Raw genomic sequence first — 23,624 nt, 5'->3', positions numbered from 1 at the left:
GGAGCCAGACATCGGTTCCGGGGCGTCAACACGCAAAGGCGCGCCGATGGCAGCGCCGACAGGGAGAACTTCATGCTGAAAAACATGCTGAAGGCGACGGTACTCGCCACGACCATGACCTTGGCTGCCGGCACGTTCTTGACGCCAGCCTTTGCCGAGACCGTCTATAACAGGGGCACCGCCGCTGAATCGGAGTCGGTCGATCCACACAAGACCTCGACCGTCTATGAAGCCAACGTGCTGCGTGACCTGTTCCAGGGACTGGTCATGCAAGATGAGAAGGCGAACCTCATTCCGGGCGCCGCCGAAAGCTGGACGGTGTCGGATGACGGCACCGTCTACACCTTCAAGCTGCGCAAGGACGGCAAGTGGTCGGATGGCAGCCCGGTGACGGCGGACGACTTCGTCTACGCCTTCCACCGGCTCGAGGATCCGGCGACCGGCGCGGAATACGCCTCGATGCTCTATCCGGTGAAGGGTGCGGAGGACGTCAACACCAAGAAGGGCAAGCCGGAGGACATGGGCGTCAAGGCGATCGACGCCAACACCCTGGAAGTGACTCTGAAGGCACCGACGCCGTACTTCCTGGAGATGCTGACCCATCAGGCGACTTATCCGGTCAGCAAGGCCTCGATTGAAAAGCTCGGCGCCGACTGGATCAAGCCCGGCAATCTGGTTTCGAACGGCGCCTATACGCTGGCCGAATGGGTTCCCAACGACCACATGAAACTGGTCAAGAATCCGAAATTCTGGGACGCCGCGACCGTCAAGTTCGACGTCGTCAACTACATTCCGACCGAGGATCGTTCATCGGCTATGAAGCGCTTCGAGGCCGGCGAACTCGATAGCTATGACGATCTGCCGACCGAACAACTCGCCGACCTCAAGACCAAGTTCGGCGACCAGATCCATGTCGGGCCGTATCTCGGCACCTACTATTATGCGATCAAGACCGACAAGGCGCCGTGGAACAACCCCGAGCTGCGCAACGCCATCTCGATGGCGATCGACCGTGACTTCATCGCTGAAAAGGTCTGGCAGAACTCTATGTTGCCCGGCTATTCGATGGTGCCTCCCGGCATCGAGGGCTACACGCCCGCAATGGCCAAATACGCCGACATGCCGCAGATCGACCGCGAGGACGCGGCCAAGAAAATCCTTGAGAAGCTTGGCTACACGCCCGAGCATCCGCTGAAGATGGAGATCCGCTACAACACCTCGGAAAACCACAAGAACACCGCTGTGGCGATCCAGGAACAGTTGAAGCCGCTTGGCGTCGACGTCACGCTGCTCAACACCGACACCAAGACCCACTACTCCTTCCTCGAGCAGAAGGGCGACTATGACGTGGCGCGTGCCGCCTGGATTGCCGACTACAAGGATCCGGAAACCTTCCTCGGCATCACGCGCAAGGCCAGCGGCAACAATTATTCGAACTACAACAGTCCGCAATACGAAGCGGCAATGGACAAGGCCGCGGCCGCCGGCGGCAAGCCTGAAGAGCGCATGAAGGACCTCTCCGCCGCCGAGCGCATCCTGATCGACGATGTCGGCCAGATCCCGCTTCTCTACTACAGCTACCACGACATCGTTTCCTCGAAGCTGCATGGCTTCGTCGACAATGTGATGGACGTGCATCCGTCACGCTTCGTCAGCAAGGACTGATCCCTGGCCAAGCCGCCGCGCAACTGAATGCGCGGCGGCGCTGGTTTGCCATCGCATCGGCCCGGGAAGCGGAATCGATTTTCGGAAAGTTCGGTGCGAAGATTTGAAGGCTGGAGCGCAATCGTCCGGGTGGACGGGCGTGCTCCAGATCAAGCGGGGCGCCGATGCTGCGATACGTATTCCGGCGGCTTTTGACCGCCATCCCGACGCTGTTCGTCATCGTGACGATGGCGTTCTTCCTGATGCGCGTCGCGCCGGGCGGTCCATTCAACCAGGAGCGGGGACTTAGCCCCGAGATCAAGGCCAATCTTGAAGCCCAGTTCGGTCTCAACGATCCGCTCTGGCTGCAATATGTCCACTATCTCGGCAATCTGCTGCGCGGCAATTTCGGCCCGAGCTACAACATGCCGGATTTCACCGTCACCGAACTGTTTGCCAAGGGCCTGCCCATTTCCGTCCAACTCGGTGCCTCGGCGCTGATCCTGGCGCTGCTGCTCGGCAGCGTGCTCGGCACCATTGCCGCGCTCAACCAGAACAAGCTTGGCGACTATACGGTGATTGCGCTGGCGACCGCCGGCAGCACCATCCCCACCTTCGTCATCGCGCCGGTGATCCAGCTCCTGTTCGGGCTGACCTGGAGGCTGTTGCCGATCGGGGGATGGGGCGATGGCGCTTTCATCAACAAGGTGGGTCCGGTGCTGACGCTCGCCTTGCCGCAGATCGCCATCGTCGCCCGCCTGATGCGCGGCTCGATGATCGAGTCGCTGCGATCCCATCATATCCGAACGGCGCGAGCGCTCGGCCTCTCCGACTGGTCGGTGGTGGTCAAGCACGCCTTGCGCGGCGCCATCCTGCCTATCGTCTCCTTCACCGGCCCGGCGGCGGCGGCACTGCTGACCGGCTCTGTCATCGTCGAGACGATCTTCTCCATTCCGGGCGTTGGCCGCTATTTCGTCGATGCCGCGCTCAATCGCGATTACACGCTGGTGATGGGAACGGTGGTGGTGATCGCCATTTTCACCATCATCTTCAACCTGATGGTCGACGTCATGTACGCGGTCGTCGACCCGAGGGTGCGCTATGACTGACATCGCAGCCACCGCTCCCGCCATCGTCGGTCGCTCGCTTTGGGGTGATGCCTGGGCGCGCCTCAAGGCCAACCGCGCCGCCATGTTCAGCCTCTACTACCTCGTTCTGATCGGGGTCGTCAGCGTCTTTGGCCCGTGGTTCGTGCCGCATCAATACACGACTATCTACGCCGACTATGTGCGCATGCCGCCAAGCCTGTCGGCCTACCCGAAACCCGATATGATCGAGACGGCGCTCACCGAAGCGATCAAACGCATGCGCGTTGACATCAAGGAGTGGCACCAGGAGGGCAATAAGGTCTTCGTCACGGTCAAGTCGGCCAAGCCGATCGACGACCGCAACATCCGCTACCTCGACCGTTCCGATGCCTTCGACGACACCAAGATCGAGAGCAAGTCGACCGACGGCCTCGAAGTGACGATGAGCGCATCGGTCAAGCAGCAGTATTTCCTGTTCGGAACCGACAACACTGGCCGCGATCTCTTGTCGCGCACGCTGATGGCCGGGCGTATCTCGCTTGCCATCGGCCTGCTCGCGGGCATCGTGGCGGTGGTGATTGGTGTGATTTATGGCGCCGCCGCCGGCTTTTCCGGCGGCAAGGTCGACGAGGTGATGATGCGCATCGTTGACGTACTCTATTCCTTGCCGTTCATCTTCTTCGTCATCATGCTGGTGGTGTTCTTCGGCCGCAACTTCGTGCTGATGTTCCTGGCGGTCGGTGCCGTGCTGTGGCTCGACATGGCGCGCATCGTACGGGGCCAGGCGCTGTCGATCCGCCGGCAGGAATATGTCCAGGCGGCGGAAGCCATGGGCATCGGCCAGCGCGGCATCCTGCTGCGCCATGTCATCCCCAACCTGCTTGGCCCCGTGGTGATCTACATGACGCTGCTGGTGCCGCAGGTCATCATCCTGGAGAGCTTCCTGTCGTTCCTCGGCCTTGGCATCCAGGAGCCGATGACCAGCTGGGGCGTGCTGATCTCGGTTGGCGCCAAGAACATCGGCACCGCCAACTGGCTGCTCCTGTTTCCCGCCTTCTTCCTCGTCTCCACGCTGTTCGCCCTGAACTTCGTCGGCGACGGCCTGCGCGACGCGCTCGACCCAAGGGATCGATAAAGATGGGGAACGCTGACATGGCCACTCCCGAAACGATCCTCAGCGTCAAGGACCTCCGCGTCCGCTTCCGCACGCTCGACGGTGCGGTCGAAGCGGTCAAGGGTATCAACATCCACGTGAATGCGGGTGAAACCGTCGCAGTCGTCGGCGAGTCCGGCTCCGGCAAGAGCCAGACGATGATGGCGGCGATGAGCCTGCTGGCCTCCAATGGCGAGGCGTCGGGCAGTGTCGACTATCGCGGCCGCAACCTTTTGACGCTGAGCAAATCCGAGCTGAACAAGGTCCGCGGCCGCAAGATCAGCATGATCTTCCAGGAGCCGATGACCTCGCTCGATCCGCTCTATTCGATCGGCAACCAGCTGATCGAGCCGATCCGCCGGCATCGGGGCCTGAGCGCCACAGAGGCGCATGATGAGGCGCTCAAGCTGCTGCGGCTCGTCCAAATTCCGGATCCGGAACGGCGGATGAAATCCTATCCGCACGAAATGTCCGGCGGCCAGCGCCAGCGCGTGATGATCGCCATGGCGCTCGCCAACGACCCCGACATCCTGATCGCCGACGAGCCGACGACGGCGCTCGACGTGACCATCCAGGCGCAGATCCTGATGCTGCTGGCCGAGTTGCAGCGCAAGCTTGGCATGGCGATCGTCTTCATCACCCACGACCTCGGCATCGTCCGCCGCTTCGCCGATCGGGTCTATGTCATGCGCCAGGGGGAGGTCGTCGAGGAAGGGGAGGCGGAAGCGATCTTCGCCAACCCGCAGCATGCCTACACCAAGATGCTGCTGGCGGCCGAGCCGACGGGAACCAAGGCACCTCCGCCCGCCAATGCGCCCGTGGTGCTCGAGGGCAGGAATGTCGAAGTCACATTCAGGATCGGTGGCGGGTTTTTCGCCGGCGAACCGCTGATGCTGCGGGCTGTCGATCACATCTCGATCCGGTTGCAACGCAACCAGACCATCGGCATCGTCGGCGAATCCGGCTCGGGCAAATCGACGCTCGGCCGCGCCTTGCTGCGGCTTTTGCCGAGCGATGGGCTCATTCGGTTCGGCGATCGCGACATTTCCACTGCCAACCGGCAGCAGATGCGGCCGCTGCGGCGCCAGATGCAGCTCGTCTTCCAGGATCCCTTCGGCTCGCTGTCGCCGCGCATGACCGTCGGCCAGGTCATCACCGAAGGGCTGCTGGTGCATGAGCCGAACCTTTCGGGAAAGCAGCGCGACCAGCGCGCGGTCGAGGCCCTGCGCGAAGTCGGTCTCGACCCCAACGCCCGCAACCGCTACCCGCACGAATTTTCCGGCGGACAACGGCAACGCATCGCCATTGCCCGCGCCATGATCCTGAAGCCGAAGATGGTCGTGCTGGACGAGCCCACCTCGGCGCTCGATCGCTCGGTGCAGAAACAGATCGTGGAACTGCTGCGCAAGCTCCAGGCCGACCACGAACTGTCTTACCTGTTTATCAGCCACGATCTCGCGGTGGTGCGCGCCATGGCCGACTACATCATCGTCATGAAGCAGGGCAAGATCGTCGAGGAGGGGCCGACCGAGGCCATCTTCAGCAATCCGCAAGCGCCTTATACACAGACGCTGATGAACGCCGCGATCGACGTCACGCGCTTCCGGTTGAGCGCGTGACAAGTCACTGTAGGTGAGGCCTGTTCGCTCAGCCGGCTGAGCTGGCGCACTTGTATGCGCGCACGGCGACAACGGCATCCTGCTGTTGCTTCAACCGGTCGATCCTTGCCGTTTCACGGTTGGCGACCGCCATCTTCACGCGCGATCCGCCAGGCAGCCAGCGCGGCACTCTGGTGTTGGCGACCTTGCCGCGGGTGATCGCGGTTTGCGAGATGTCGCTCGCGCTGCTTCCCACGGCGCTGTTGAGCTCGGTGCAGCTCATGCTCTCGTATTTGGCCGGATCGGCCGTCCTGCCGATCGAGGAGCATCCGGCAACAAGAAACACCGTAGCCAGAAGAACCGGTGCCGATCCTGTCGTTGAGATCAAATTCATGTCCGCGTCCGGTTCGCCGTTTTACCGGCTCCCTCATATTCATCGATCAAAACTAGGGGCCGATGCCCATCTCGTCAAAGGTTGAGGGGCCGATACCCCAGTGCTCGCGCTCTCTGCACTGGGGTATCGGCCCGTTTATTCAATGTCATCGAAATCTTACGCTGCTTCGGCGTCCAATCCGGTCATGGGGACACAACCACCGCCGAGCACCATTTGGGCGACGTGCGTGGCATTCTCATCGACATGGGCCGTCACCAGCACAACTCCTTCGCCGACGCCTCGACGCTCAAACCTTCTGGCGCCCGCGGCCATGGCTCCGAACAACCCGCCGAGGATGCAGCCGCAGCCTATCAGGGCCGTCGCCGACAGGCCGGTCGCAAAAGGATTGATGCCGTTGACAGCAAAAGCGCTCAGGCACGCCAGCAGCCCGGCGGCGACGCCAAGCATGACAGCGGGAGATTTCAGGACACCGATTTCGTCGTGGTAGGGCCCGATAATCGCGATCTGTACGCGAGGAACCCCGGCCGCCAAAAGGTTGCCGGCGATCCGGGCTGCTTCGGAATGGGATTCAAAAAGCCTGCTGATTGTTGGCATGGTCATTCAGGGCGCGTCGTGTCCGTCAGCACGTCGGTAACGAAGGATGCGGCGATCAAATCGTCGCCATAGATCCGGCCTTGACCGTCCTCCATTACGGCCGCGACCTTTTGGAAGGTCTTGATTTCGCCCTCGGTGATCCGCGCGTCGCGCATCCTGCTCCTGAGGTCTGCCACGCGCAGCTGCAAGGCATCGGATCTTGCGTTGTCACGATTCGAGATTGTCGTGGTCATCTATTTCCGCTTCTTTTTTGATGGTCCTCGCGCCCAGCCAACCGAACTCTGGAGGGCGGGCAAACGTTCCAGGGCTGGGCTTCGGTCTGGCGAGGTGCGGGACTTAGGTCTTGCCCCAAGACGTAATGGTCTTGCCGGCCGCGGCGCCCGGAACAGCCGCTGTTTGCCACCGTTTGTCCGCTACGAGATTATGGGAGGAAGCCGATGGAGAAGAGTGTTGGCCAGGCGCGCTGGTTGCTCGCATCGATCTTCGCTGTGGCTATTACCTTCATGGTGGCTGGAGTAGTCCTTAGCTGATTGATCACCAAGTTCCCCTTTGGTGCAGCAAGGCCCCTTCAGGCCCGTCCGGCGTAGGATACGACCAATTGCCTGGGCTCAGGGACCCAAGTTCGCGCAATTTATTTCCGGCGATGACGAGATCTCAGAATTGGCCCGGTTCTCTTTCGCACCTGGTGGCCAGGCTTGATCGAGAGCCGGGCCACCAGTCGGCGATCAGTAGCCGCTGTTTTCCATCACCACCGGGTGATGATGACGGTGATGGGTGGAGACGGAGCCGGTGACAACAACGGTATTCCGATGGTGATGCCGGCGGCCATGGTCGTAGAACGCGATCTGTCCATGGTGACGATGATGAAGGCGCTGGCCCTCCTCATTGATGATCCTGACGTGGCTATGATGTCGATGATGGGTCTTGATGACAACGTCAGTCTGGGCGGCCGATGCCAAAGCTGGGAACCCCAGCGAAAGCGCCAAAGCGCAGATGGCCACTGTTTTCATTGCAATTTCTCCATTGCCTTTGTTAGCCCTTCGTTGGGTACAACTGCTGCTGATCCCTTTGGTTCCGGGCTTCCCGGGACAGCTCGTATGGTAAATCGAAGGGCTGGCTATCGGATCGTGACCAGACCTGGAGAAAAATCGCAATGTTTGGCGACGGACTCTCATGAGTCCTCACCCGGGATGTTCGCGACATCGGCTCTTCTACAATTACGGTTGGTTCTCCCGGGCAGCTACGCTGCCGCATCGTCCGTCGTCCGCGCGCGCAGGCCAGCGCAACTGCCGCTGTGAGGACCAATCTGTCTCTGTCCCACAAAAGCAGTTTGCTTAGCTATTTCGAGATCCTGTCAGGCTACGGAACATTAGATAAGCCTAACGGTTTTATCTCCACAGCAGGCATCACGGTTTGAGGTCCGCTGAAGATCAGCAGGCAAAGGCTGATCGGCCCGCGTCCTCCGCCAGAGGCGCGGGCTCACCAGGCAACAGGAGAGAGATCATGAACAATATCATTTGGCTCATCGGAGCGGTGGTCATCGTGATAGCGATATTGAGCTTTTTCGGCCTCCGCTAGGCGGCGTGCACCGTGCCCTTGCGGGTGACGTTGGAGGAGCGAGGCGCATTATTGCCCATGTTCAGCAGCTCGTCCTGCTTTAGAATTTCGATGCCGCGCAAGCCGAGCAGGCGAATGACGCTTTTGTCCTTGAGGCGGGTGAAGACCCGCAACGCAGTTTCGATGGTGAGGCCGAGATAGTCGCCAATATCCAGTCGCGACATCCGCCACTCAATCTTGCGCAGGCCTCCTGGCGGCCAAGAACCAGGAGGTGTTCTTATGCTCTGGTCAAAGCCTTGAGTGCCAGCGGCAGCAGGCGAGACATATCGGCGGCTGAGGTAATCCGAAAAAGGCGGATACAGTCCGCCGCGCGGCGCCATTCGTTTCAAGGATGTGATCGACTTGTGAAGCGACATCCCAACATTCGCCGTTTTTTAGATGTTGCTTATATTGCGTTAGAAACCGCACCTGATCGCAAACGACGGTCGGGGCACAAAAATAGGGAAGGATAATTTCATGAGCTTCAAAACTGCCTGTTTAGGCGCACTTGCTTTCACGATTGTTGGCGGCGCGGCGCTTGCCGGCGCGCTCGATGAACCCAAGATGATGGCCCCGTTCTTCACCGACGCGAGCATGAAGACGATGAAGCCCGACGCCGATATGAAAAAGGCTTGGGCTGCGATGGCCAAGGCTGATCAGGACAAGATGATGAAGGAATGCAACGACGCGGCGATGAGCAAGCCTCATGCTCAGTTCTGCGAGAAATTGAAGGCACTTGGCGGCTCCAAATAGGCCATCGCCTTTGCCAACAACCTTGTGGCGGGTTATGCCCCGCCACCAGGCGCACCCTATCAGGCGAATCCAAAACGGCTTTTTTGGACGAAATTGTGCCGCAAAACCCGGCGAGTTTCTGGTTCCCGCTGCATTGTGATCAAACCAATTGTGGGCGTCAGTTCGCTGTTGGAACGGGGCAGCTCGCATCGCCTTCCTGGCAATTCAGGTAACCCTCGAAATTCTTGACACGGGATTGCGTCAGGCTGTCTATGCACATCGAGATGAGCATCGGTGCCATGCTTCCTCCAGCCGCCCCCGCAGCCTGGAATTGGCACTCCGCATCGCGAAATTTAACCCAGCCCTGCTGCGCTTGAACGAGAAGCTTCTTGGCATCCGCATCGTCCTTGAGGCGGGTTTCGATCTGCTTGTAGAGCTCGTTTAGCTTCTTGTCCGATTTCTTGAACGAAGCATCGGCGCACTGGTTCATGGTGACCTGATCCTTGGCGTCGGCGCATTTGTCCTTGGCAGAGGCAAAACCCGGCATGGCCAGAACCACGGCGGCAGTCAGAATTGCGGTTTTCATCGATTGTCCTCCTGTTTGCCTGTGGGCGTCATCTCATTCCGTAACGGTTCCGGCGAAGCAGCTGGCCAGCTTTTTTCGATTTTTGCAACGCCACCGCGTGTTCCGCTCGTCGATCGCGTGAGCGATTTTCGCGGCGTTGAGGTGATGCTCCCGCAAGGCCCGCCGCCCACGCACCAGCAATTGAGAGCCGGATCAATGCTCTCGCCGCTCGCATCTGTGCCGGTGGCACCGAAGCAGTGATCCTGCGATGCCGGCACAAACAGCAGGCGTCAATGTGCTGACCTTTTCCTTCGAGCCCGCCTTGGGAACGCGGAGTTACGTCGCGAGTTGAAGCAAAGGGCGGATCGTGAGTGAAGCGCATGGAAGTGTGGACGGTGCCATGGTGACGAAGGTCATAATCCGTCCGTAAGATTGTCCGCCGGTGTTGCGGCGAACTCTCCAGCCGAGCTGCGAAAAGTCTTGAGGCTAACAATGTCACGGTCGCTGATTGCGTTTTGGCACCTGCTGAGCGAGAGCATCCGCGGCTTCGTCGACGACAATTGCTTGAGCCACGGGGCGGCGATGGCTTTCTATGCGACCACTTCGCTCGCTCCAATCCTGCTGATCGTTGTTGCCATCGCCGGTCTGGGCTTCGGGAACGATGCCGCTCAGGTCGCGTTGTCGGCACAGATTTCAGGCGTCATGGGTCCTCAAAGTGCCGACCTGCTGCAAGCAACGATCGAAAGCGCCTCCCAGAGAACCGCAGGGACCTTGGCGACCATCTTGGGCTTGATCACTCTGTTTGTCACCGCATCCGGGGTGTTCGGAGAGATGCAGCTTTCACTGAACCAGATGTGGAAAGTGCCACCCACCGGATTTTCCATTTCGCGCTTGGTGCGGGCTCGCGCGGCAAGTCTGGGCTTGGTGGGAGCGCTGGGCTTTCTACTTCTGGTCTCGCTGGTTGCGAGCGCGGCGATATCAGCGCTTGCCCAAGTGATCAACGCTCACCTGCCTTTTGGCGAGTTTATCCTCGCCTCCATAAATACCGTCGTCTCCTTTGTTCTGATCGCACTGATGTTTGCTGCCATCTACAAAGTTCTGCCGGACCGTTCCCTCGAATGGCGTGATGTGGGCGTCGGCGCCGTGATCACGGCGCTTTTGTTCACCATCGGAAAGTCGTTGATCGGCTGGTATATTGGCACAAGCGCGGTTGCCTCCTCATATGGCGCTGCCGGGGCGCTGCTTGTGGTGCTGCTGTGGGTCTACTACTCATCGGAGGTCTTTCTACTCGGCGCGGAAATTACCCGCGCCTATTCGATCCGGCATGGCAGCCGGGCCGATCTGGCGCAAATCGTCCATCCGCGGACGCCACCGGCAACAGGCATCAAACATGATCGAAAGATATCGGAAAAAGAGATAGTTGGCTGGATCGTTTTCAGCAGCTTGGTCACAGCGCTGATTTCTATCGCGCCCTATCTCAAGAAGTCGGCTCTTCGCCACGGCAACGATCAAGGCACTGATAAATGATGCCTCGATTCGCAAAGCCATGCTCGCTCTCGAAAGGGTCCGGTACGCCCGGAGCCTCGCCGATCCGGCTCGTCAGACGTGGAAGACCCGGTACCACTCGACGAACCGGCCTAACTCCTCGATGACAGAGGTGCGGTGGCGGTAGCCGATGCCGCTTGTGTCGGCGAAGATGTCGGCATGGCGCCGGCCTGCAGCGGTAGGATTTCGACGGCGGCGGGGCGTGCGCCCGCTGGCGGGGACGCGCCACGTAGACACATAGCTATTTCTGTCGGGATATCTATGGGGTAGCCATCGTCGCGGCGCTAACCCATTGTTGTTTCTGGTCGGAGTGGCAGGATTTGAACCTGCGACCCCCTCGTCCCGAACGAGGTGCGCTACCAGGCTGCGCTACACTCCGTGACCAGACCGCGGGCTTATAGCCGCCACACTTCGTTCCTGCAAGCGGCAATGGCAACCCTTCTGTCGCATTTCGTCCGCTTTCGTCGGGTAGTGCCGTAAAGCCCGGATTTCCATCCGGGATAAACGCAGCTTAAAGCCTTGTGTGCTAAGCCGCTGCCTCGATAGATCGTGTTTTTGCCGCCTGGAGCTCTGCTGTCTTGCCCCCAAAAATCGTCGCCGAGGCCTGGCCCAACAGCTTCGAATTCGAAACCGCGGCGCTGATCAAGGCATCCGGCTTTCGGGAATATGATGCGCGCTGGTGGTTCGGCCATCCCGGTTCGACGGTGCCGCCGGAACTCAATCTGATCGGCGTCCAGGCGCTTGGCATGGGGCTCGGCACACTGATCCGGCGTCTCGGCGCCGGACCTGATATCGTCACCGGACATGATTTCCGCTCCTATTCGCTTGGCATCAAGCTGGCGTTGGTTTCCGGGCTGATGGCGGCCGGCGCACGGGTGAAGGACATCGGCCTGGCGCTGTCGCCGATGGCCTATTTCGCGCAGTTCGCACTGGAGACGCAGTCGGTGGCCATGGTCACCGCCTCGCACAACGAAAATGGCTGGACCGGCGTCAAGATGGGAGCGGCGCGGCCGCTGACCTTCGGGCCCGAGGAGATGAGCGCGCTGAAGGCGATCGTGCTGGCCGGCGATTTCGACCTTACAGGCGGCGGCTCCTATGATTTCGTCCGCGATTTTCGCGCCACCTATCTCGACGACCTGACCGGGGCCAAGCGCATCACACGAAAGCTCAAAGTGGTTGCCGCCTGCGGCAACGGCACTGCCGGCGCCTTTGCCCCGGAAGCCTTGCAGCGCATAGGCTGCGAAGTGGTCCCGCTCGATATCGAACTCGATCACACCTTTCCGCGCTACAATCCCAATCCGGAGGACATGCGGATGCTGCATGCCATCAGGGACAAGGTGCTGGAGACAGGGGCCGATGTCGGGCTGGGTTTCGATGGCGACGGTGATCGCTGCGGTGTCGTCGACAATGAAGGCAACGAGATCTTTGCCGACAAGGTCGGCGTCATGCTGGCGCGTGACATTTCCAGCCAATATCCGGGTTCGACCTTTGTCGTCGACGTCAAGTCGACCGGATTGTTCAACACCGACACGGTGCTGCACGCCAATGGCGCCGTTACCGACTACTGGAAGACCGGCCATTCCTACATCAAGCGCCGCGTTGCCGAACTCGGCGCGGTCGCCGGCTTCGAAAAGTCAGGCCACTTCTTCTTCAACCCGCCGATCGGGCGCGGCTATGACGACGGGTTGGTCACGGCAATCGCCATCTGCCAGATGCTGGACCGCAACCCGGCCAGTTCGATGGCCGGTCTCTACCGTGCGCTGCCGCTGACCTTCGGCACGCCCACCATGTCTCCGCACTGCGCGGACGAGGTGAAGTACGACGTCGTCGAACGGGTGGTCTCCGATTTCCAGGCGATGAAGCGGGACGGCTCCAGTTTCGCGGGCCAGAAGATCGTGGACCTCGTCACAGTCAATGGCGTGCGCGTCGTCGCCGAGGACGGCACCTGGGGTCTGGTGCGCGCCTCGTCGAACAAGCCGGAACTGGTCGTGGTCGTCGAAAGCCCGGTCTCGTCCGAGCGTCGCCGGCAGATGTTCGATGCCGTCGACGCCGTGCTGCGCCGCAGTCCGGAAGTCGGCGCCTACAACCAGACCTTCTAGTTCAGCGTTCTGGCGCTTTGGTCGTCAGAACGCTCCAGTCGAACGCGCGCGCCCAGTCGGCAAAGCCGTGCCAGCGCACCTCCGGAAATTCCCTGTGCAAGGTGGCGATATCGACGTCGTAGCCGACGCGGTCGAACCATTCGAACATCAGCGCAGCGTCCTCGCTTTGCTGACGAGCAACCGCGATCGGTATTTCCTGATAGTGGATCGGGTGGCCGATGGCGCCGGACAGTATTGCGGCCTGTTCTTCGCCCGACAATTCGTCGCCGGCGAAATCGAGGCGCTTGCCGAACACCCGCTCTCGCCGCTCGGCCAGAGCGGCCACGAAGGCGCCGATATCCGCCAGGGCGACCAGTTGAAGCACCCGCTTGGGCGGCATCGCGAAGGCATGGATGCCTTGGTTGAGCGCACCGATCGACCACGGCGCAACGGCATTCTCCATGAAGGCCACCGGCGCGCTGATCGAATAAGGAATGCCGAGCTGCTCGATATACTGCTCGACCAGATATTTGCTTTCGAAATGCGGGATGCCTGTCTTCTTGTCCGCGTCGGCAACGGAGGAATAGATCAGATGTCCGACGCCGGCGGCCTTCGCAGCATCGGCGGCAAGGATCCCCAGACGGGTCTCCTCCTCGAGGCCGGCTTCATAGCTGTTGCCCATCAGGAACAGGGTGTCGACGCCTTCTGCGGCACTCACGACCGAGCCCGCGTCACCGAGATCGCCGGCTACCACCTCGGCGCCCGCCGACGCCAGTTGCCGCGCGCCCTCGCTGTCCGGTTTGCGCGTCAGTCCCTTGACGTGATGGCCTCTAGCCAACAGGGCACGCGCAACCGCGCCACCTTGCTGGCCCGTGGCGCCGGTCACAAGAACGCTTCGTTTGCTGGTCATTTCGTCTGCTCCTTCTTCTCTGTCTGGCTTGTTTGTCCGGAGCAAAACTAGGCCCTGTCCGATTGATGCATAATTGCCTATAATTGGAAAACTTTGTTCCACTGGTGAGCACAATGATTGATCTCAATGATATCGTCGTGTTTGCTCGCGTCGTCGAAGCCGGCAGCTTCACCGCTGCCGCGCGCCTGCTCGCCATACCCAAGACGACGGTCAGCCGCCGTGTCGCCGCGCTGGAACGCGAGGTCGGCGTGCGCCTGCTGCAGCGCACGACACGCAGCCTCAACCTGACGGATGCCGGGCGCTCCTATTATCAGCAGAGCAGCCAGGCACTGCGGACTATAGAGGAAGCGAATCTGCGTCTCGCGGAGGCGAGGGCAGAACCGTCGGGCACTATCCGCATTTCAGCCCCGGTAGGTTTTGGCAGCCACTTCCTCATCCGCGCCGTGGTCGACTTTCTGGCGTTGTATCCGAAGACCAACGTCGAGCTTCGCCTTACCGACGACAAGCTCAACTTGGTCGACGACGGTATCGACCTTGCCTTCCGCACAGGCACCCTTCAGGATTCGACGCTGATCGCCCGCAAGCTCGGCGTCACGCGCAGGCTGCTCTGCGCAAGCCCGGACTATCTAACACGATACGGAATACCGGAAAGTCCGGCGGATCTAGCGCGCCATCGATGCGTCATCGCGGGCCCATCGGCCTCAGCTGCTCATTGGGTTCTGGATGGACCACAAGGCCAGGAGACGGTCGTTGTCACGGGGCGCTTCGCCGCCAACGAAATGCAGGCGGTGGTTGCGGCCGCGCTCGCGGGCTTCGGCATCGCCCAATTGCCCCAGGCGATGGCCGAAGGACTGATCGATCAGGGGCGCCTGCAGCGCGTTCTCGAGGATTACACGACACCGGCCGGCGGACTGCACGTCCTTTATCCGAGCAGCCGCCACCTTTCGCCCTTGGTAAAGGCCTTTATCGAACTGGCGGCCGGGCGGATTTCCAATCGGGCAGATACCGCTTAAAAGGCGTCTGTGCTACTCAATCGACCTTCAATTCCCGAGCGCGAGACCTGAATGACCGAGCGGATCGTCAGTTTTGTCATGAGCGGCGGCGTCGGTTCTCGGCTATGGCCGTTGTCACGTGAGGACAATCCCAAGCAGTTCCACGATCTGTCGGGCGATGGTTCCATGCTGGCCAAGACCTTGCGCCGCCTGACGGCGAGAGCGGCTGGCGAGACGCCGATCTTCCTGATTGCTTCGGAGCGTCATGCCGACCGTGTCCGTGCCGACTTGGCCGGTCTCGATCTTGCCGGTGGCGGCCCCCTGTTCGAGCCCGCGGGACGCAACACTGCCGCCGCCGTCGCACTGGCGACCCTGCGCACCTTGTCGGAATTCGGCGACAGCCTGGTGCTGGTGGTGCCCTCGGACCATGAAATATCGACGGCAGGGCAATTCTGGCAAAGCATCGAAGCGGGATCGCAGGCAGCGCGCGCCGGCCGCCTGGTGGTGTTCGGCATCAAGCCGACCCAGCCGGAAACCGGTTATGGCTATATCGAGGTATCGGCCGAGAAGGGAGGGATATTCGACGTTTCGCGCTTCGTCGAGAAGCCCGACCTTGCGACGGCCAACGACTATCTCAGGGCGGGAAATTTCTACTGGAACACCGGCATCTTCCTGTTTCGGGCCGGTGCCATGCGCGACGCCTTCGAGGCATTCCAGCCCGATATCTGGCACGCCACCGAAGCGGCCTACAAGGCGGCCACAGCGGACCTATCCGGCCTTTATATGCCGCTGGAGCTCTACGCGGCGATCCCTTCGAACTCGATCGACTATGCCATCATGGAGCGGGCGAAAGACATAGCCATGGTGCCGGCCGGTTTCCGCTGGAACGATCTCGGCTCCTGGCAATCGCTCCTCGATGTCGGTCCCGCCGACGGCCGGGGCAATGTCGTCGTCGGTGATGTCGTCGCCATCGATTGCGAGAATTCCTATATCCGCAGCGATGGCCGCCTGCTGTCGGCGATCGGCATGAAGGACGTTGCCATCGTCTCGACCGCCGATGCCACTTTCGTTGCCCCGGTCAGTCACAGCCAGCACGTCAAGAAGATCGTCGAGCAACTCGAAAAATCGGGACGGCTGGAAACCAGATTTACGCCCGCGCATGACCGCGTCATCCAAAGCGGCGCCTGGCGGCGACGGGTGCATCACTGGCTGTTCCAGGAGACCTTGCCGTTGTGGTCGACATCAGGCGTCGACGAGCGCCATGGCGGCTTCCCCGAGGCGCTGGGTTTCGACGCCAAGCCGCTCATCAAACCCAAGCGCATGCGCACCCAGGCCAGGCAGATCTATGCTTTCGCGGTTGCCAAGGAGCACGGCTGGACCGGCCCGGCCGACCGGCTGATCGCGCATGGCATCGACTTCATGGCGGGGCACGGCCGCACCGAACGGGGCGGTTGGGTGCGCACGCTGAATGTCGATGGCTCCGTCGCCGACCCGGTCGAGGATGCCTACGATCATTCCTGCATCCTGCTGGCGTTGGCGCACGCGCATATGTCGGGTAATCCCGATGCCTTGCGGCTCGGCGAAGAGACCTTCGCCTTCCTCGATGCGCATCTGGAGGACAGCCGCATGACCGGCTTCCTCGAGACATCGGGCGGGACGGGCGAGCGGCGCTCCAACCCGCACATGCATCTGCTCGAAGCTTTCCTGGCCTGGCACCAGGCGACCGGCGAGCGCGCGCATCTGCGTCGTGCGGCGCGCATCATCGACCTCTTCCGCAGCCATTTCTTCGACTCTGAGAGCTGGACGCTCGGCGAGTATTTCGATGCCGAATGGAAACCGGTCTCCGGAGAGAAGGGAACCTGGACCGAACCCGGCCACCACTTCGAATGGGCATCGCTGCTGGTCGATTTCGCCGGTCGCAGCGGCCAGGCCGAACTAAGCGTCTTTGCCCGAAAACTCTATGCCTCGGCGATCGCCAACGGCCTTAACCGTGCCACCGGCCTTGCCTATGGGGCAGTCTCGCGGCAGGGCCTGCCGCTCGACCTGATATCGCGCAGCTGGCCGCAGGCGGAGGCGCTCAAGGCGGCGATCGCGCTGGATGGCTCGGGCGGTCCTGATCTGAAGCCGGAGATCGAGGCGCGCGTCGGCCGGCTGTTCCGCTGGCACATCGACCCGGCCCCGCTCGGTCTGTGGATCGACCGCATCGACGAGCGCGGCCGCTCGCTGGCGTCGGACGTGCCGGCGAGCATCTTCTACCACTTGGTCTGTGCGCTGACCCAGTATCTGGATCGCACGGTGGACAAGTAGGCAGGATCAGTACGGACTGACGACGTCCCCGGTCTCGACATAGATCGACTTCAGCTGCGAATAGAGTGCCAGCGCCGCCAGCGAGTTCTCGCGGCCGATGCCGGACTGCTTGACGCCGCCGAAGGGGATTTCCACCGGCGTCAGATTGTAGGCGTTGATCCAGCAGGTTCCGGCCTGCAACTCGGCGATGACGCGGTGGGCGCGCGGCAGGTCGCGTGTGAAAACGCCCGCGGCAAGGCCGAACTCGGTGCCGTTGGCGCGGTCGATCACCTCGTCCTCACTGTTGAATTTCAGCACGCTCATGACCGGGCCGAAAATCTCCTCGCGGGCGATCCGCATCGTGTCGGTGACGCCGGTGAACACCGTCGGCTCGACGAAGAAGCCGCCCTGGAAGCCCTGCAGCGACGGCACATTGCCGCCACAGGCCAGCGTCGCCCCATCCTTCTTGCCGGCCGCGACATAGCCGACGACCTTCTCGTGCTGTGCCTTGGAGACCAGTGGCCCCATCTGCGTTTCCGGATCGAGCGGATCGCCGATGCGAATTTTCTTGGTCCGTTCGACCAGCCGCTCGACAAACCGGTCGTGAATGCCGCTCTGGACGAAGACGCGCGTGCCATTGGAACAGATCTGGCCGGTCGAATAGAAGTTGCCGAGCATGGCGCCGCCAATGGCATTTTCGAGATCGGCATCGTCGAAGACGATCAGCGGCGACTTGCCGCCGAGTTCCATCGTCGCGTGCTTCATCTTGGAGCCGGCCAGCGACAGCACCTTGCGCCCGGTCGGCACCGAGCCGGTCACCGAGACCTTGGCGACGACATCATGGCCAACAAGCCCGGCGCCGACATCACCATAGCCTTGCACGACGTTGAAGAGCCCGTCGGGCAGGCCGGCCTCCGAGTAGATCTCGGCCAGCGCCAGTGCCGAAAGCGGCGTGTTTTCCGATGGCTTGAATACCATGGCGTTGCCCATGGCGAGCGCCGGCGCTGATTTCCAGCCGGCGATCTGGATCGGATAGTTCCATGCGCCGATGCCGACGCAGACGCCAAGCGCCTCGCGGCGCGTGTAGGCGAAGGATCCGCCGAGGTCGACCGCTTCGCCGTTGAAGACGGCGACCGCGCCGGCGAAATATTCGAGGCAATCGGCTGCCGAAGGGGCGTCCGCCACCAGCGTCTCCTGGATCGCCTTCCCAGTGTCGAGCGTCTCGATGCGGGCAAGATCGGCGTTGCGGGCGCGCAAAATGTCGGCGGCACGGCGCAGAATGCGGCCACGCTCGACCGGCTTAAGCCGCGCCCAGGCAGGCTGTGCGGCGCGTGCGGCCTCGATAGCTAGTTCCAGCACGTTCGGCGTCGCCGAACGCAGCATGGCGATCGTCTCGCCTGTCGCGGGATAGATCACCGGCAGCGGCGCGCCGCCGTCGTCCTCGATATAGCGTCCGTTGACATAGTGCGAAGCCGTGGGCTGGGCGCGCATGGGAGGTCTCCAAATCATTTCGGCCCCACGCGTCGGCTATTGGGCGGGCGGCTGTCGGGCGGCTCACTCTATCGGCGGATCATGGCCTATCTGTCAGAGGCCTGCCAGCGCGGATTGATCCATGGTTCCTGGTTGGACGGCGCGAGCGGCGTACGGCCAAGGATGTGATCGGACGCCTTCTCTCCGGTCATGATCGATGGCGCGTTGAGGTTGCCGTTGGTCACGCGCGGGAAGATCGAGGAGTCGGCGACCCGCAATCCGTCGACGCCTATGACCCGGCATTCCGGATCGACGACGCTCGATTGATCATCGACGCGGCCCATTCGGCAGGTGCCGCAGGGGTGATAGGCGCTTTCGGCGTGGTCGCGAATGAACACGTCGAGATCGTCATCCGACTGCACATGGCTGCCCGGCGAGAGTTCCTGTCCGCGATAGGCATCGAAGGCCGACTGGCCGAAGATTTCGCGGGTCAGGCGGATGCAGTGGCGGAACTCCGCCCAGTCGTCCGGATGCGACATGTAGTTGAAGCGGATGACCGGCTTCGCTTTTGGGTCCGGCGAGCGCAGCGTCACCGAGCCGCGCGACTTCGAGCGCATCGGCCCGACATGCGCCTGGAAGCCGTGCGACTTCGCCGCCGCCTTGCCGTCGTAGCGAACCGCCGCCGGGATGAAGTGGTACTGAATGTCGGGATAGTCGACGCCAGCCTGTGAGCGCACGAAGGCGGCGGCCTCGAAATGATTGGTGGCGCCCAGGCCCGACTTGAAAAACAGCCATTGCGCCCCGATCATCGCCTTGGAGAACGGGTTCAGCACTGAATTCAGCGTGATCGGTCTGGTCGATTCCTGCTGTATATAGAGCTCCAGATGGTCCTGCAGGTTGCCGCCGACGCCGGGCCGGTCTGCCACGACGGCAATGCCGTTTTCGCGCAAATGCCCGGCCGGGCCGATGCCGGACAGCATCAGGATCTTTGGCGAATTGATCGACGATGCCGCGACGATCACTTCGCGTCGCGCCTTAACGACCTGAATCTGTTTGTGAGCTTCGATCTCGACGCCGATCGCGCGTTGATTCTCGATGATCACCCGGCGCGCGAAACCCTTGACCAGACTCACGTTTTTGCGCCTGAGCGCCGGCTTCAGATAGGCTGATGCCGCCGACCAGCGGCGGCCGCCCAGAATGGTCTGCTCCATCGGGCCGAAGCCTTCCTGCTTGGCGCCATTGTAGTCGTGGGTCAGTTCAAACCCTGCCTGGCGGCCCGCTTCGACGAAGGCGCCATAGAGCGGATTGCGGCGCGAGCCGCGCTGCACATGCAGCGGCCCACCGTGCCCGCGCCAGCCATCCTCGCCACCGTCCGAATCCTCCATGCGCTTGAAGTAGGGGAGCACGTCAGCAAAACCCCAGCCGGCGGCGCCCTGTTCTGCCCAATGGTCGAAGTCACGGGCGTGGCCGCGCACATAGACCATGCCGTTGATCGAGGACGAGCCGCCGATCACCTTACCGCGCGGCGTCGCCAGCACGCGGCCGCCCAGATGCGGCTCCGGCTCGCTGGCGAACCCCCAGTCGTAGAGGCTCATGTTGAGCGGGATCGACAGCGCCGACGGCATCTGGATCAGAGGTCCGAGATCGGTGCCGCCGAATTCGATGACGATGACCGAATGCTTGCCGTCTTCAGACAGGCGATAGGCCATGGCCGAGCCGGCGGAGCCGGAGCCGATGATGACGAAATCCGCTTCAAGCATGGTTCATATGCGCCATAAAATCGGCGATCGAAACGTTGCCGCCGGTAGCCATTACAAGGACGGTCTTTCCCGCCACATCCACTTTGCCGCCGAGCAGTGCCGCCAGCGACGCCGCACCCGACGGTTCCAGCACCAGCTTCATCCGCTCGAAAGCGATCCGCATGGCGCGCCGCACGGACTGGTCGTCGACGGTGATGCCGCGGACACCCGCGATCTTGACCGCGGCGAACGGCGCGTCGCCTGGCCGGCGCGACATCAGCCCGTCGCAGATCGACTTTGGTCCGATCGGCATGGTCTCGATGCTGCCATGCGCCAGCGAGGAACCCATGCCGTTGAACCCTTCGGGCTCGACGCCGATGATCCCGGTCGCCGGCGACAGATAGTGGAAGGCGAGCGAAACGCCGCCGATCAGCCCACCGCCGCCGACCGAGCAGAACAACAGGTCGGCGCTGGCGTCCTTGGCCGACAACTGGTCGAGCGCTTCAAGGCCGGCGCCCGCCTGGCCGGCGACGATCTCCGGATCGTCGAAAGGATGCAGCAGGGCCAGATCTTCGGTCTCTGCGATCTCGCGCGCCTTTGCGGCCGCGACTTCCTCGCGAGCCCGATCGCCATGATCGGTCAGTACGACGCGCGCGCCATAGCCTGCAGTGGCGTCCCGCTTGGCAGCCGGCGCATCGATCGGCATGACAATGGTGACCGGAATGCCGAGCGCCTGGCCGGCCGCGGCCAGCCCTTGCGCGAAATTGCCGGAGGAATAGGCGAGGACGCCCTTCTTCGCCTCATCGGGCGAAAGCCGCTTCAGCCGCCAATAGGCGCCGCGAACCTTGAAGGATCCGGCCCATTGCAGCGATTCCGGCTTGATGAAGATCCGGGCCGCGCCGGTTTCCCTGGCCAGCGCCGTCGATTCCAGCAGTGGCGTGACCTGTGTCGCCGGGGAGGTGACGGCATAAGCCTGTCTGAGATGGTCGAGCGAGGGGACGAGAAGGTCTGCCATCATTCGCCTCGCGGATACCTTTTGCTCTCTTCGAGATTGTCGAGGTTCATGTGATTGCGCATGTACCGCTCGGACGCCTTCTGCAGCGGCTGGAAATCCCAGGGGTAATAGGCGCCGTTGCGCAGCGCCGGATAGACGACCCAGCGGCGTGCCTGGCTCTCGCGCACGGCGGCGTCGAAGCCGGCCATGTCCCAACGCGCCCGCACCTTTTCCATGAATGCCGCCACAAGACCCGCATTGGCAGGGTCATCGGCCAGATTGTCCCGCTCGAGCGGATCGGTTTCGAGATCGAACAATTGCGGCGGATCGAGTTCGCAATGGACGAATTTGTATCTGCCGTCGCGGATTGCCACCAGCGGCGCATAGGAGCCTTCCGCGGCATACTCGATCAATACCGGTGCCGTGCGCTGCCCGTCCTTGGTGAGCGGCAGCAGCGACTGGCCATCGGTCCACGGCGCGATCGCCCCGATATCGATGCCGGCGAGGTCACAAAGAGTCGGTGCCACGTCGAGATTGGAGACCGGCGCCTCGATCAGGCCGGCATGAATGCCCTTGCCGGCAATCATCAACGGCACCCGCGCCGAGCCTTCGAAGAAGCTCATCTTGAACCACAGACCTCGCTCGCCGAGCATGTCGCCGTGATCCGAACAGAACAGGATGATTGTGTCGTCGAGCATGCGCGTTCGCGTGAGAACGTCCAGGATCTCGCCGACCTTGTCGTCGACATAGGAGATATTGGCGAAATAGCCGCGCCGCGAACGACGCACCTGCTCGGGTGTGATCTCGAAAGAGGGATAGTCGCTGGCGTGGTACAGCCGCTGGGAATGCGTATCCTGCTCGTCATGCGCGATGAACCCGGTTTCCGGGTCCAGCGCCTGGCAATGCTCATAGAGATCCCAATACTGCTTGCGCGCGACATAGGGATCGTGCGGGTGCGACAGCGAGACGGTGAGGCACCATGGCCGATGGCCCGCATCGTCCTGTTCGCGTGAAAGCTGATAGAGCTTCTGCGACGCGAGGAACACGACCTCGTCGTCATACTCCATCTGGTTGGTGGTTTCCGCAACACCGGCGCCGGTCACCGAACCCAGATTGTGATACCACCACTCGATGCGCTCGCCGGGTTTTCGGTAGTCCGGCGTCCAGCCGAAATCCGCCGGATAGATGTCGGTGGTCAGCCGCTCCTCGAAACCGTGCAACTGATCCGGTCCGACGAAATGCATCTTACCCGACAGGCAGGTGTAATAGCCGGCGGCACGCAGATGATGGGCGAAGGTCGGGATCGACGAGGCGAACTCGGCCGCATTGTCATAGACCCCGGTGCGCGACGGCAACTGGCCGCTCATGAACGACGCACGGCCCGGTGCGCAGAGCGGCGAGGCGGTGTAGTTGTTGGCAAAACGCGCAGAACGCGCGGCAAGCGCTTTCAGATGCGGCGTGTGCAGGAATTCCGCCGGCCCATCCGGGAAAAAGGTCCCGTTGAGCTGGTCGACCATGACGATCAGGAAATTAGGTCGCTTCGCTGTCACTGTTTGTGCCGTCCGCCAAGTTTGGTTTCGAGATAATCCTCGACCAGCGCGATCGCGGTCGCGGCGTCGGGCACGCCGTCCTTCAGCGCGCGCCTGATGTAGAGCCCGTCGATCATCGCAGCCGTCGCTTCCGCGGCGCGGTCGGCTTCGGTCCTGGGCAGGATGCCGGTCAATCCGCTCATCAGGTTCGAATGCAGCCGCCGGGCGTAGATTCTGAGCAGCCGGCGAAGCGGGGACGATTGCTGCGCCTCGACATAGAAGGCGAGCCATGCGGCGATGGTCTCCGCCTGGAACTGGATGTCGGAAAAATTGACGGCGACCACGGCCGAGACGCGCTCGCGCGGGGAAGTGGTGGATTGGAGCGCGCGGCGCATGTCGGTGGTCAGTTCAGCCAGGATGTGCCGCATCGTCGCGAACAGCAGCTCATCCTTGGCACCGAAATAGTGATGGGCAAGAGCCGATGACACACCGGCGCGGCCGGCAATCTCCGACATGGTCACGTCAAGCGAGCCGCGCTGACCGATCGCCGAGATCGTCGCGTCGATGAGCGCCTTACGGCGCAATGGCTCCATTCCGACCTTTGGCATGTCGTTCCCGATTTTGTACGGAGATTATTTTTTATTGACGCGTCAATCAATAAAAAAATCGACGCTGGCGCGACCTGCACCAAGCGATTGTTGCGTTGCGGCCCTTCAC

The 23,624-nt window shown here is 62.0% G+C and carries 19 protein-coding genes, 1 tRNA gene and 2 pseudogenes; 9 read left to right on the top strand and 13 right to left on the bottom strand.

Features of this window, described 5'->3' with window-relative positions; translation table 11 throughout:
- Window positions 1–72: 72 nt before the first annotated feature.
- The 4 genes and pseudogenes from O7A60_RS20805 to O7A60_RS20790 form a co-directional block, all read left to right on the top strand.
- Window positions 73–1,413: pseudogene (locus tag O7A60_RS20805) on the top strand (peptide ABC transporter substrate-binding protein); the annotation flags it as partial.
- A gap of 416 nt (window positions 1,414–1,829) precedes the next feature.
- The gene (locus O7A60_RS20800) at window positions 1,830–2,753 is read left to right on the top strand and encodes an ABC transporter permease subunit (RefSeq protein WP_337107812.1); all 924 of its coding nucleotides are present in this window, start codon (window positions 1,830–1,832) and stop codon (window positions 2,751–2,753) included.
- On the top strand, window positions 2,746–3,867 hold the full coding sequence (locus O7A60_RS20795; RefSeq protein ID WP_337107811.1) for an ABC transporter permease: 1,122 nt from the start codon (window positions 2,746–2,748) through the stop codon (window positions 3,865–3,867). Before O7A60_RS20800 ends, O7A60_RS20795 begins: the two co-directional genes overlap by 8 nt.
- Before the next feature lie 17 nt (window positions 3,868–3,884).
- Window positions 3,885–5,504 (top strand): ABC transporter ATP-binding protein, encoded by a 1,620-nt coding sequence (locus O7A60_RS20790; protein ID WP_337107810.1) that lies wholly within the window; start codon window positions 3,885–3,887, stop codon window positions 5,502–5,504.
- 28 nt (window positions 5,505–5,532) lie between these two features.
- Here the strand turns inward: O7A60_RS20790 and O7A60_RS20785 are convergent, their stop codons facing one another.
- The 5 genes and pseudogenes from O7A60_RS20785 to O7A60_RS20765 all read right to left on the bottom strand — a co-directional run.
- Window positions 5,533–5,877: a hypothetical protein gene (locus tag O7A60_RS20785; RefSeq protein WP_337107809.1), complete on the bottom strand. Its 345-nt coding sequence runs from the start codon at window positions 5,875–5,877 to the stop codon at window positions 5,533–5,535.
- A gap of 156 nt (window positions 5,878–6,033) precedes the next feature.
- Window positions 6,034–6,477 carry a hypothetical protein gene (locus O7A60_RS20780; protein ID WP_337107808.1) on the bottom strand — a complete coding sequence of 148 codons (444 nt, stop codon included), beginning with the start codon at window positions 6,475–6,477 and terminating at the stop codon, window positions 6,034–6,036.
- Window positions 6,474–6,704 (bottom strand): hypothetical protein, encoded by a 231-nt coding sequence (locus O7A60_RS20775; protein ID WP_415926839.1) that lies wholly within the window; start codon window positions 6,702–6,704, stop codon window positions 6,474–6,476. Before O7A60_RS20775 ends, O7A60_RS20780 begins: the two co-directional genes overlap by 4 nt.
- A 492-nt stretch (window positions 6,705–7,196) precedes the next feature.
- The gene (locus tag O7A60_RS20770) at window positions 7,197–7,481 is read right to left on the bottom strand and encodes a hypothetical protein (RefSeq protein WP_337107807.1); all 285 of its coding nucleotides are present in this window, start codon (window positions 7,479–7,481) and stop codon (window positions 7,197–7,199) included.
- Window positions 7,482–8,045: 564 nt separating this feature from the next.
- Window positions 8,046–8,386: pseudogene (locus O7A60_RS20765) on the bottom strand (helix-turn-helix domain-containing protein); the annotation flags it as partial.
- Between the two features lie 158 nt (window positions 8,387–8,544).
- Between O7A60_RS20765 and O7A60_RS20760 the strand changes: the two are divergent.
- On the top strand, window positions 8,545–8,820 hold the full coding sequence (locus O7A60_RS20760; RefSeq protein ID WP_027143995.1) for a hypothetical protein: 276 nt from the start codon (window positions 8,545–8,547) through the stop codon (window positions 8,818–8,820).
- Window positions 8,821–8,977: 157 nt separating this feature from the next.
- Here O7A60_RS20760 and O7A60_RS20755 read toward each other — a convergent pair whose 3' ends face one another.
- Entirely contained in the window at window positions 8,978–9,385 is a 408-nt protein-coding gene (locus O7A60_RS20755; RefSeq protein WP_337107806.1) for a lysozyme inhibitor LprI family protein, read from the bottom strand.
- Between the two features lie 471 nt (window positions 9,386–9,856).
- Between O7A60_RS20755 and O7A60_RS20750 the strand changes: the two genes are divergently transcribed.
- The gene (locus O7A60_RS20750; RefSeq protein WP_337107805.1) at window positions 9,857–10,891 is read left to right on the top strand and encodes a YihY/virulence factor BrkB family protein; all 1,035 of its coding nucleotides are present in this window, start codon (window positions 9,857–9,859) and stop codon (window positions 10,889–10,891) included.
- A 320-nt stretch (window positions 10,892–11,211) separates the two neighbouring features.
- Here the strand turns inward: O7A60_RS20750 and O7A60_RS20745 are convergent.
- A tRNA-Pro gene (locus tag O7A60_RS20745) sits at window positions 11,212–11,288 on the bottom strand.
- 199 nt (window positions 11,289–11,487) lie between these two features.
- Between O7A60_RS20745 and O7A60_RS20740 the strand changes: the two genes are divergently transcribed.
- Entirely contained in the window at window positions 11,488–13,008 is a 1,521-nt protein-coding gene (locus O7A60_RS20740; protein ID WP_337107804.1) for a phosphomannomutase/phosphoglucomutase, read from the top strand.
- Window position 13,009: 1 nt separating this feature from the next.
- Here O7A60_RS20740 and O7A60_RS20735 read toward each other — a convergent pair whose 3' ends face one another.
- Window positions 13,010–13,897 (bottom strand): NmrA/HSCARG family protein, encoded by an 888-nt coding sequence (locus tag O7A60_RS20735; protein WP_337107803.1) that lies wholly within the window; start codon window positions 13,895–13,897, stop codon window positions 13,010–13,012.
- A 113-nt stretch (window positions 13,898–14,010) separates the two neighbouring features.
- Between O7A60_RS20735 and O7A60_RS20730 the strand changes: the two genes are divergently transcribed.
- Entirely contained in the window at window positions 14,011–14,910 is a 900-nt protein-coding gene (locus O7A60_RS20730) for a LysR family transcriptional regulator (protein ID WP_337107802.1), read from the top strand.
- Between the two features lie 51 nt (window positions 14,911–14,961).
- On the top strand, window positions 14,962–17,196 hold the full coding sequence (locus tag O7A60_RS20725; protein ID WP_337107801.1) for a mannose-1-phosphate guanylyltransferase/mannose-6-phosphate isomerase: 2,235 nt from the start codon (window positions 14,962–14,964) through the stop codon (window positions 17,194–17,196).
- Between the two features lie 6 nt (window positions 17,197–17,202).
- Here the strand turns inward: O7A60_RS20725 and betB are convergent, their stop codons facing one another.
- The 5 genes from betB to betI form a co-directional block, all read right to left on the bottom strand.
- Window positions 17,203–18,666, bottom strand: coding sequence for a betaine-aldehyde dehydrogenase (betB, locus tag O7A60_RS20720; protein WP_337107800.1), 1,464 nt, complete (start codon window positions 18,664–18,666; stop codon window positions 17,203–17,205).
- Window positions 18,667–18,752: 86 nt separating this feature from the next.
- Window positions 18,753–20,405, bottom strand: a complete 1,653-nt coding sequence (gene betA / locus O7A60_RS20715) for a choline dehydrogenase (protein WP_140717013.1) — start codon at window positions 20,403–20,405, stop codon at window positions 18,753–18,755.
- On the bottom strand, window positions 20,398–21,402 hold the full coding sequence (locus tag O7A60_RS20710) for a threonine/serine dehydratase (protein WP_337107799.1): 1,005 nt from the start codon (window positions 21,400–21,402) through the stop codon (window positions 20,398–20,400). Before O7A60_RS20710 ends, betA begins: the two co-directional genes overlap by 8 nt.
- Entirely contained in the window at window positions 21,399–22,928 is a 1,530-nt protein-coding gene (gene betC / locus O7A60_RS20705) for a choline-sulfatase (RefSeq protein ID WP_337107798.1), read from the bottom strand. The genes O7A60_RS20710 and betC overlap by 4 nt, the downstream gene beginning before the upstream one ends.
- Window positions 22,925–23,515 (bottom strand): choline-binding transcriptional repressor BetI, encoded by a 591-nt coding sequence (gene betI / locus O7A60_RS20700; protein WP_337107797.1) that lies wholly within the window; start codon window positions 23,513–23,515, stop codon window positions 22,925–22,927. Before betI ends, betC begins: the two co-directional genes overlap by 4 nt.
- Between the last annotated feature and the right edge of the window lie 109 nt (window positions 23,516–23,624).

Origin of the sequence: Mesorhizobium salmacidum (SeqCode) (assembly GCF_037179605.1) — a bacterium.
Lineage (GTDB): Bacteria > Pseudomonadota > Alphaproteobacteria > Rhizobiales > Rhizobiaceae > Mesorhizobium > Mesorhizobium salmacidum.
Note: the sequence above shows the minus strand (reverse complement) of the source record. Positions and strands in the feature narration are given on the sequence as shown.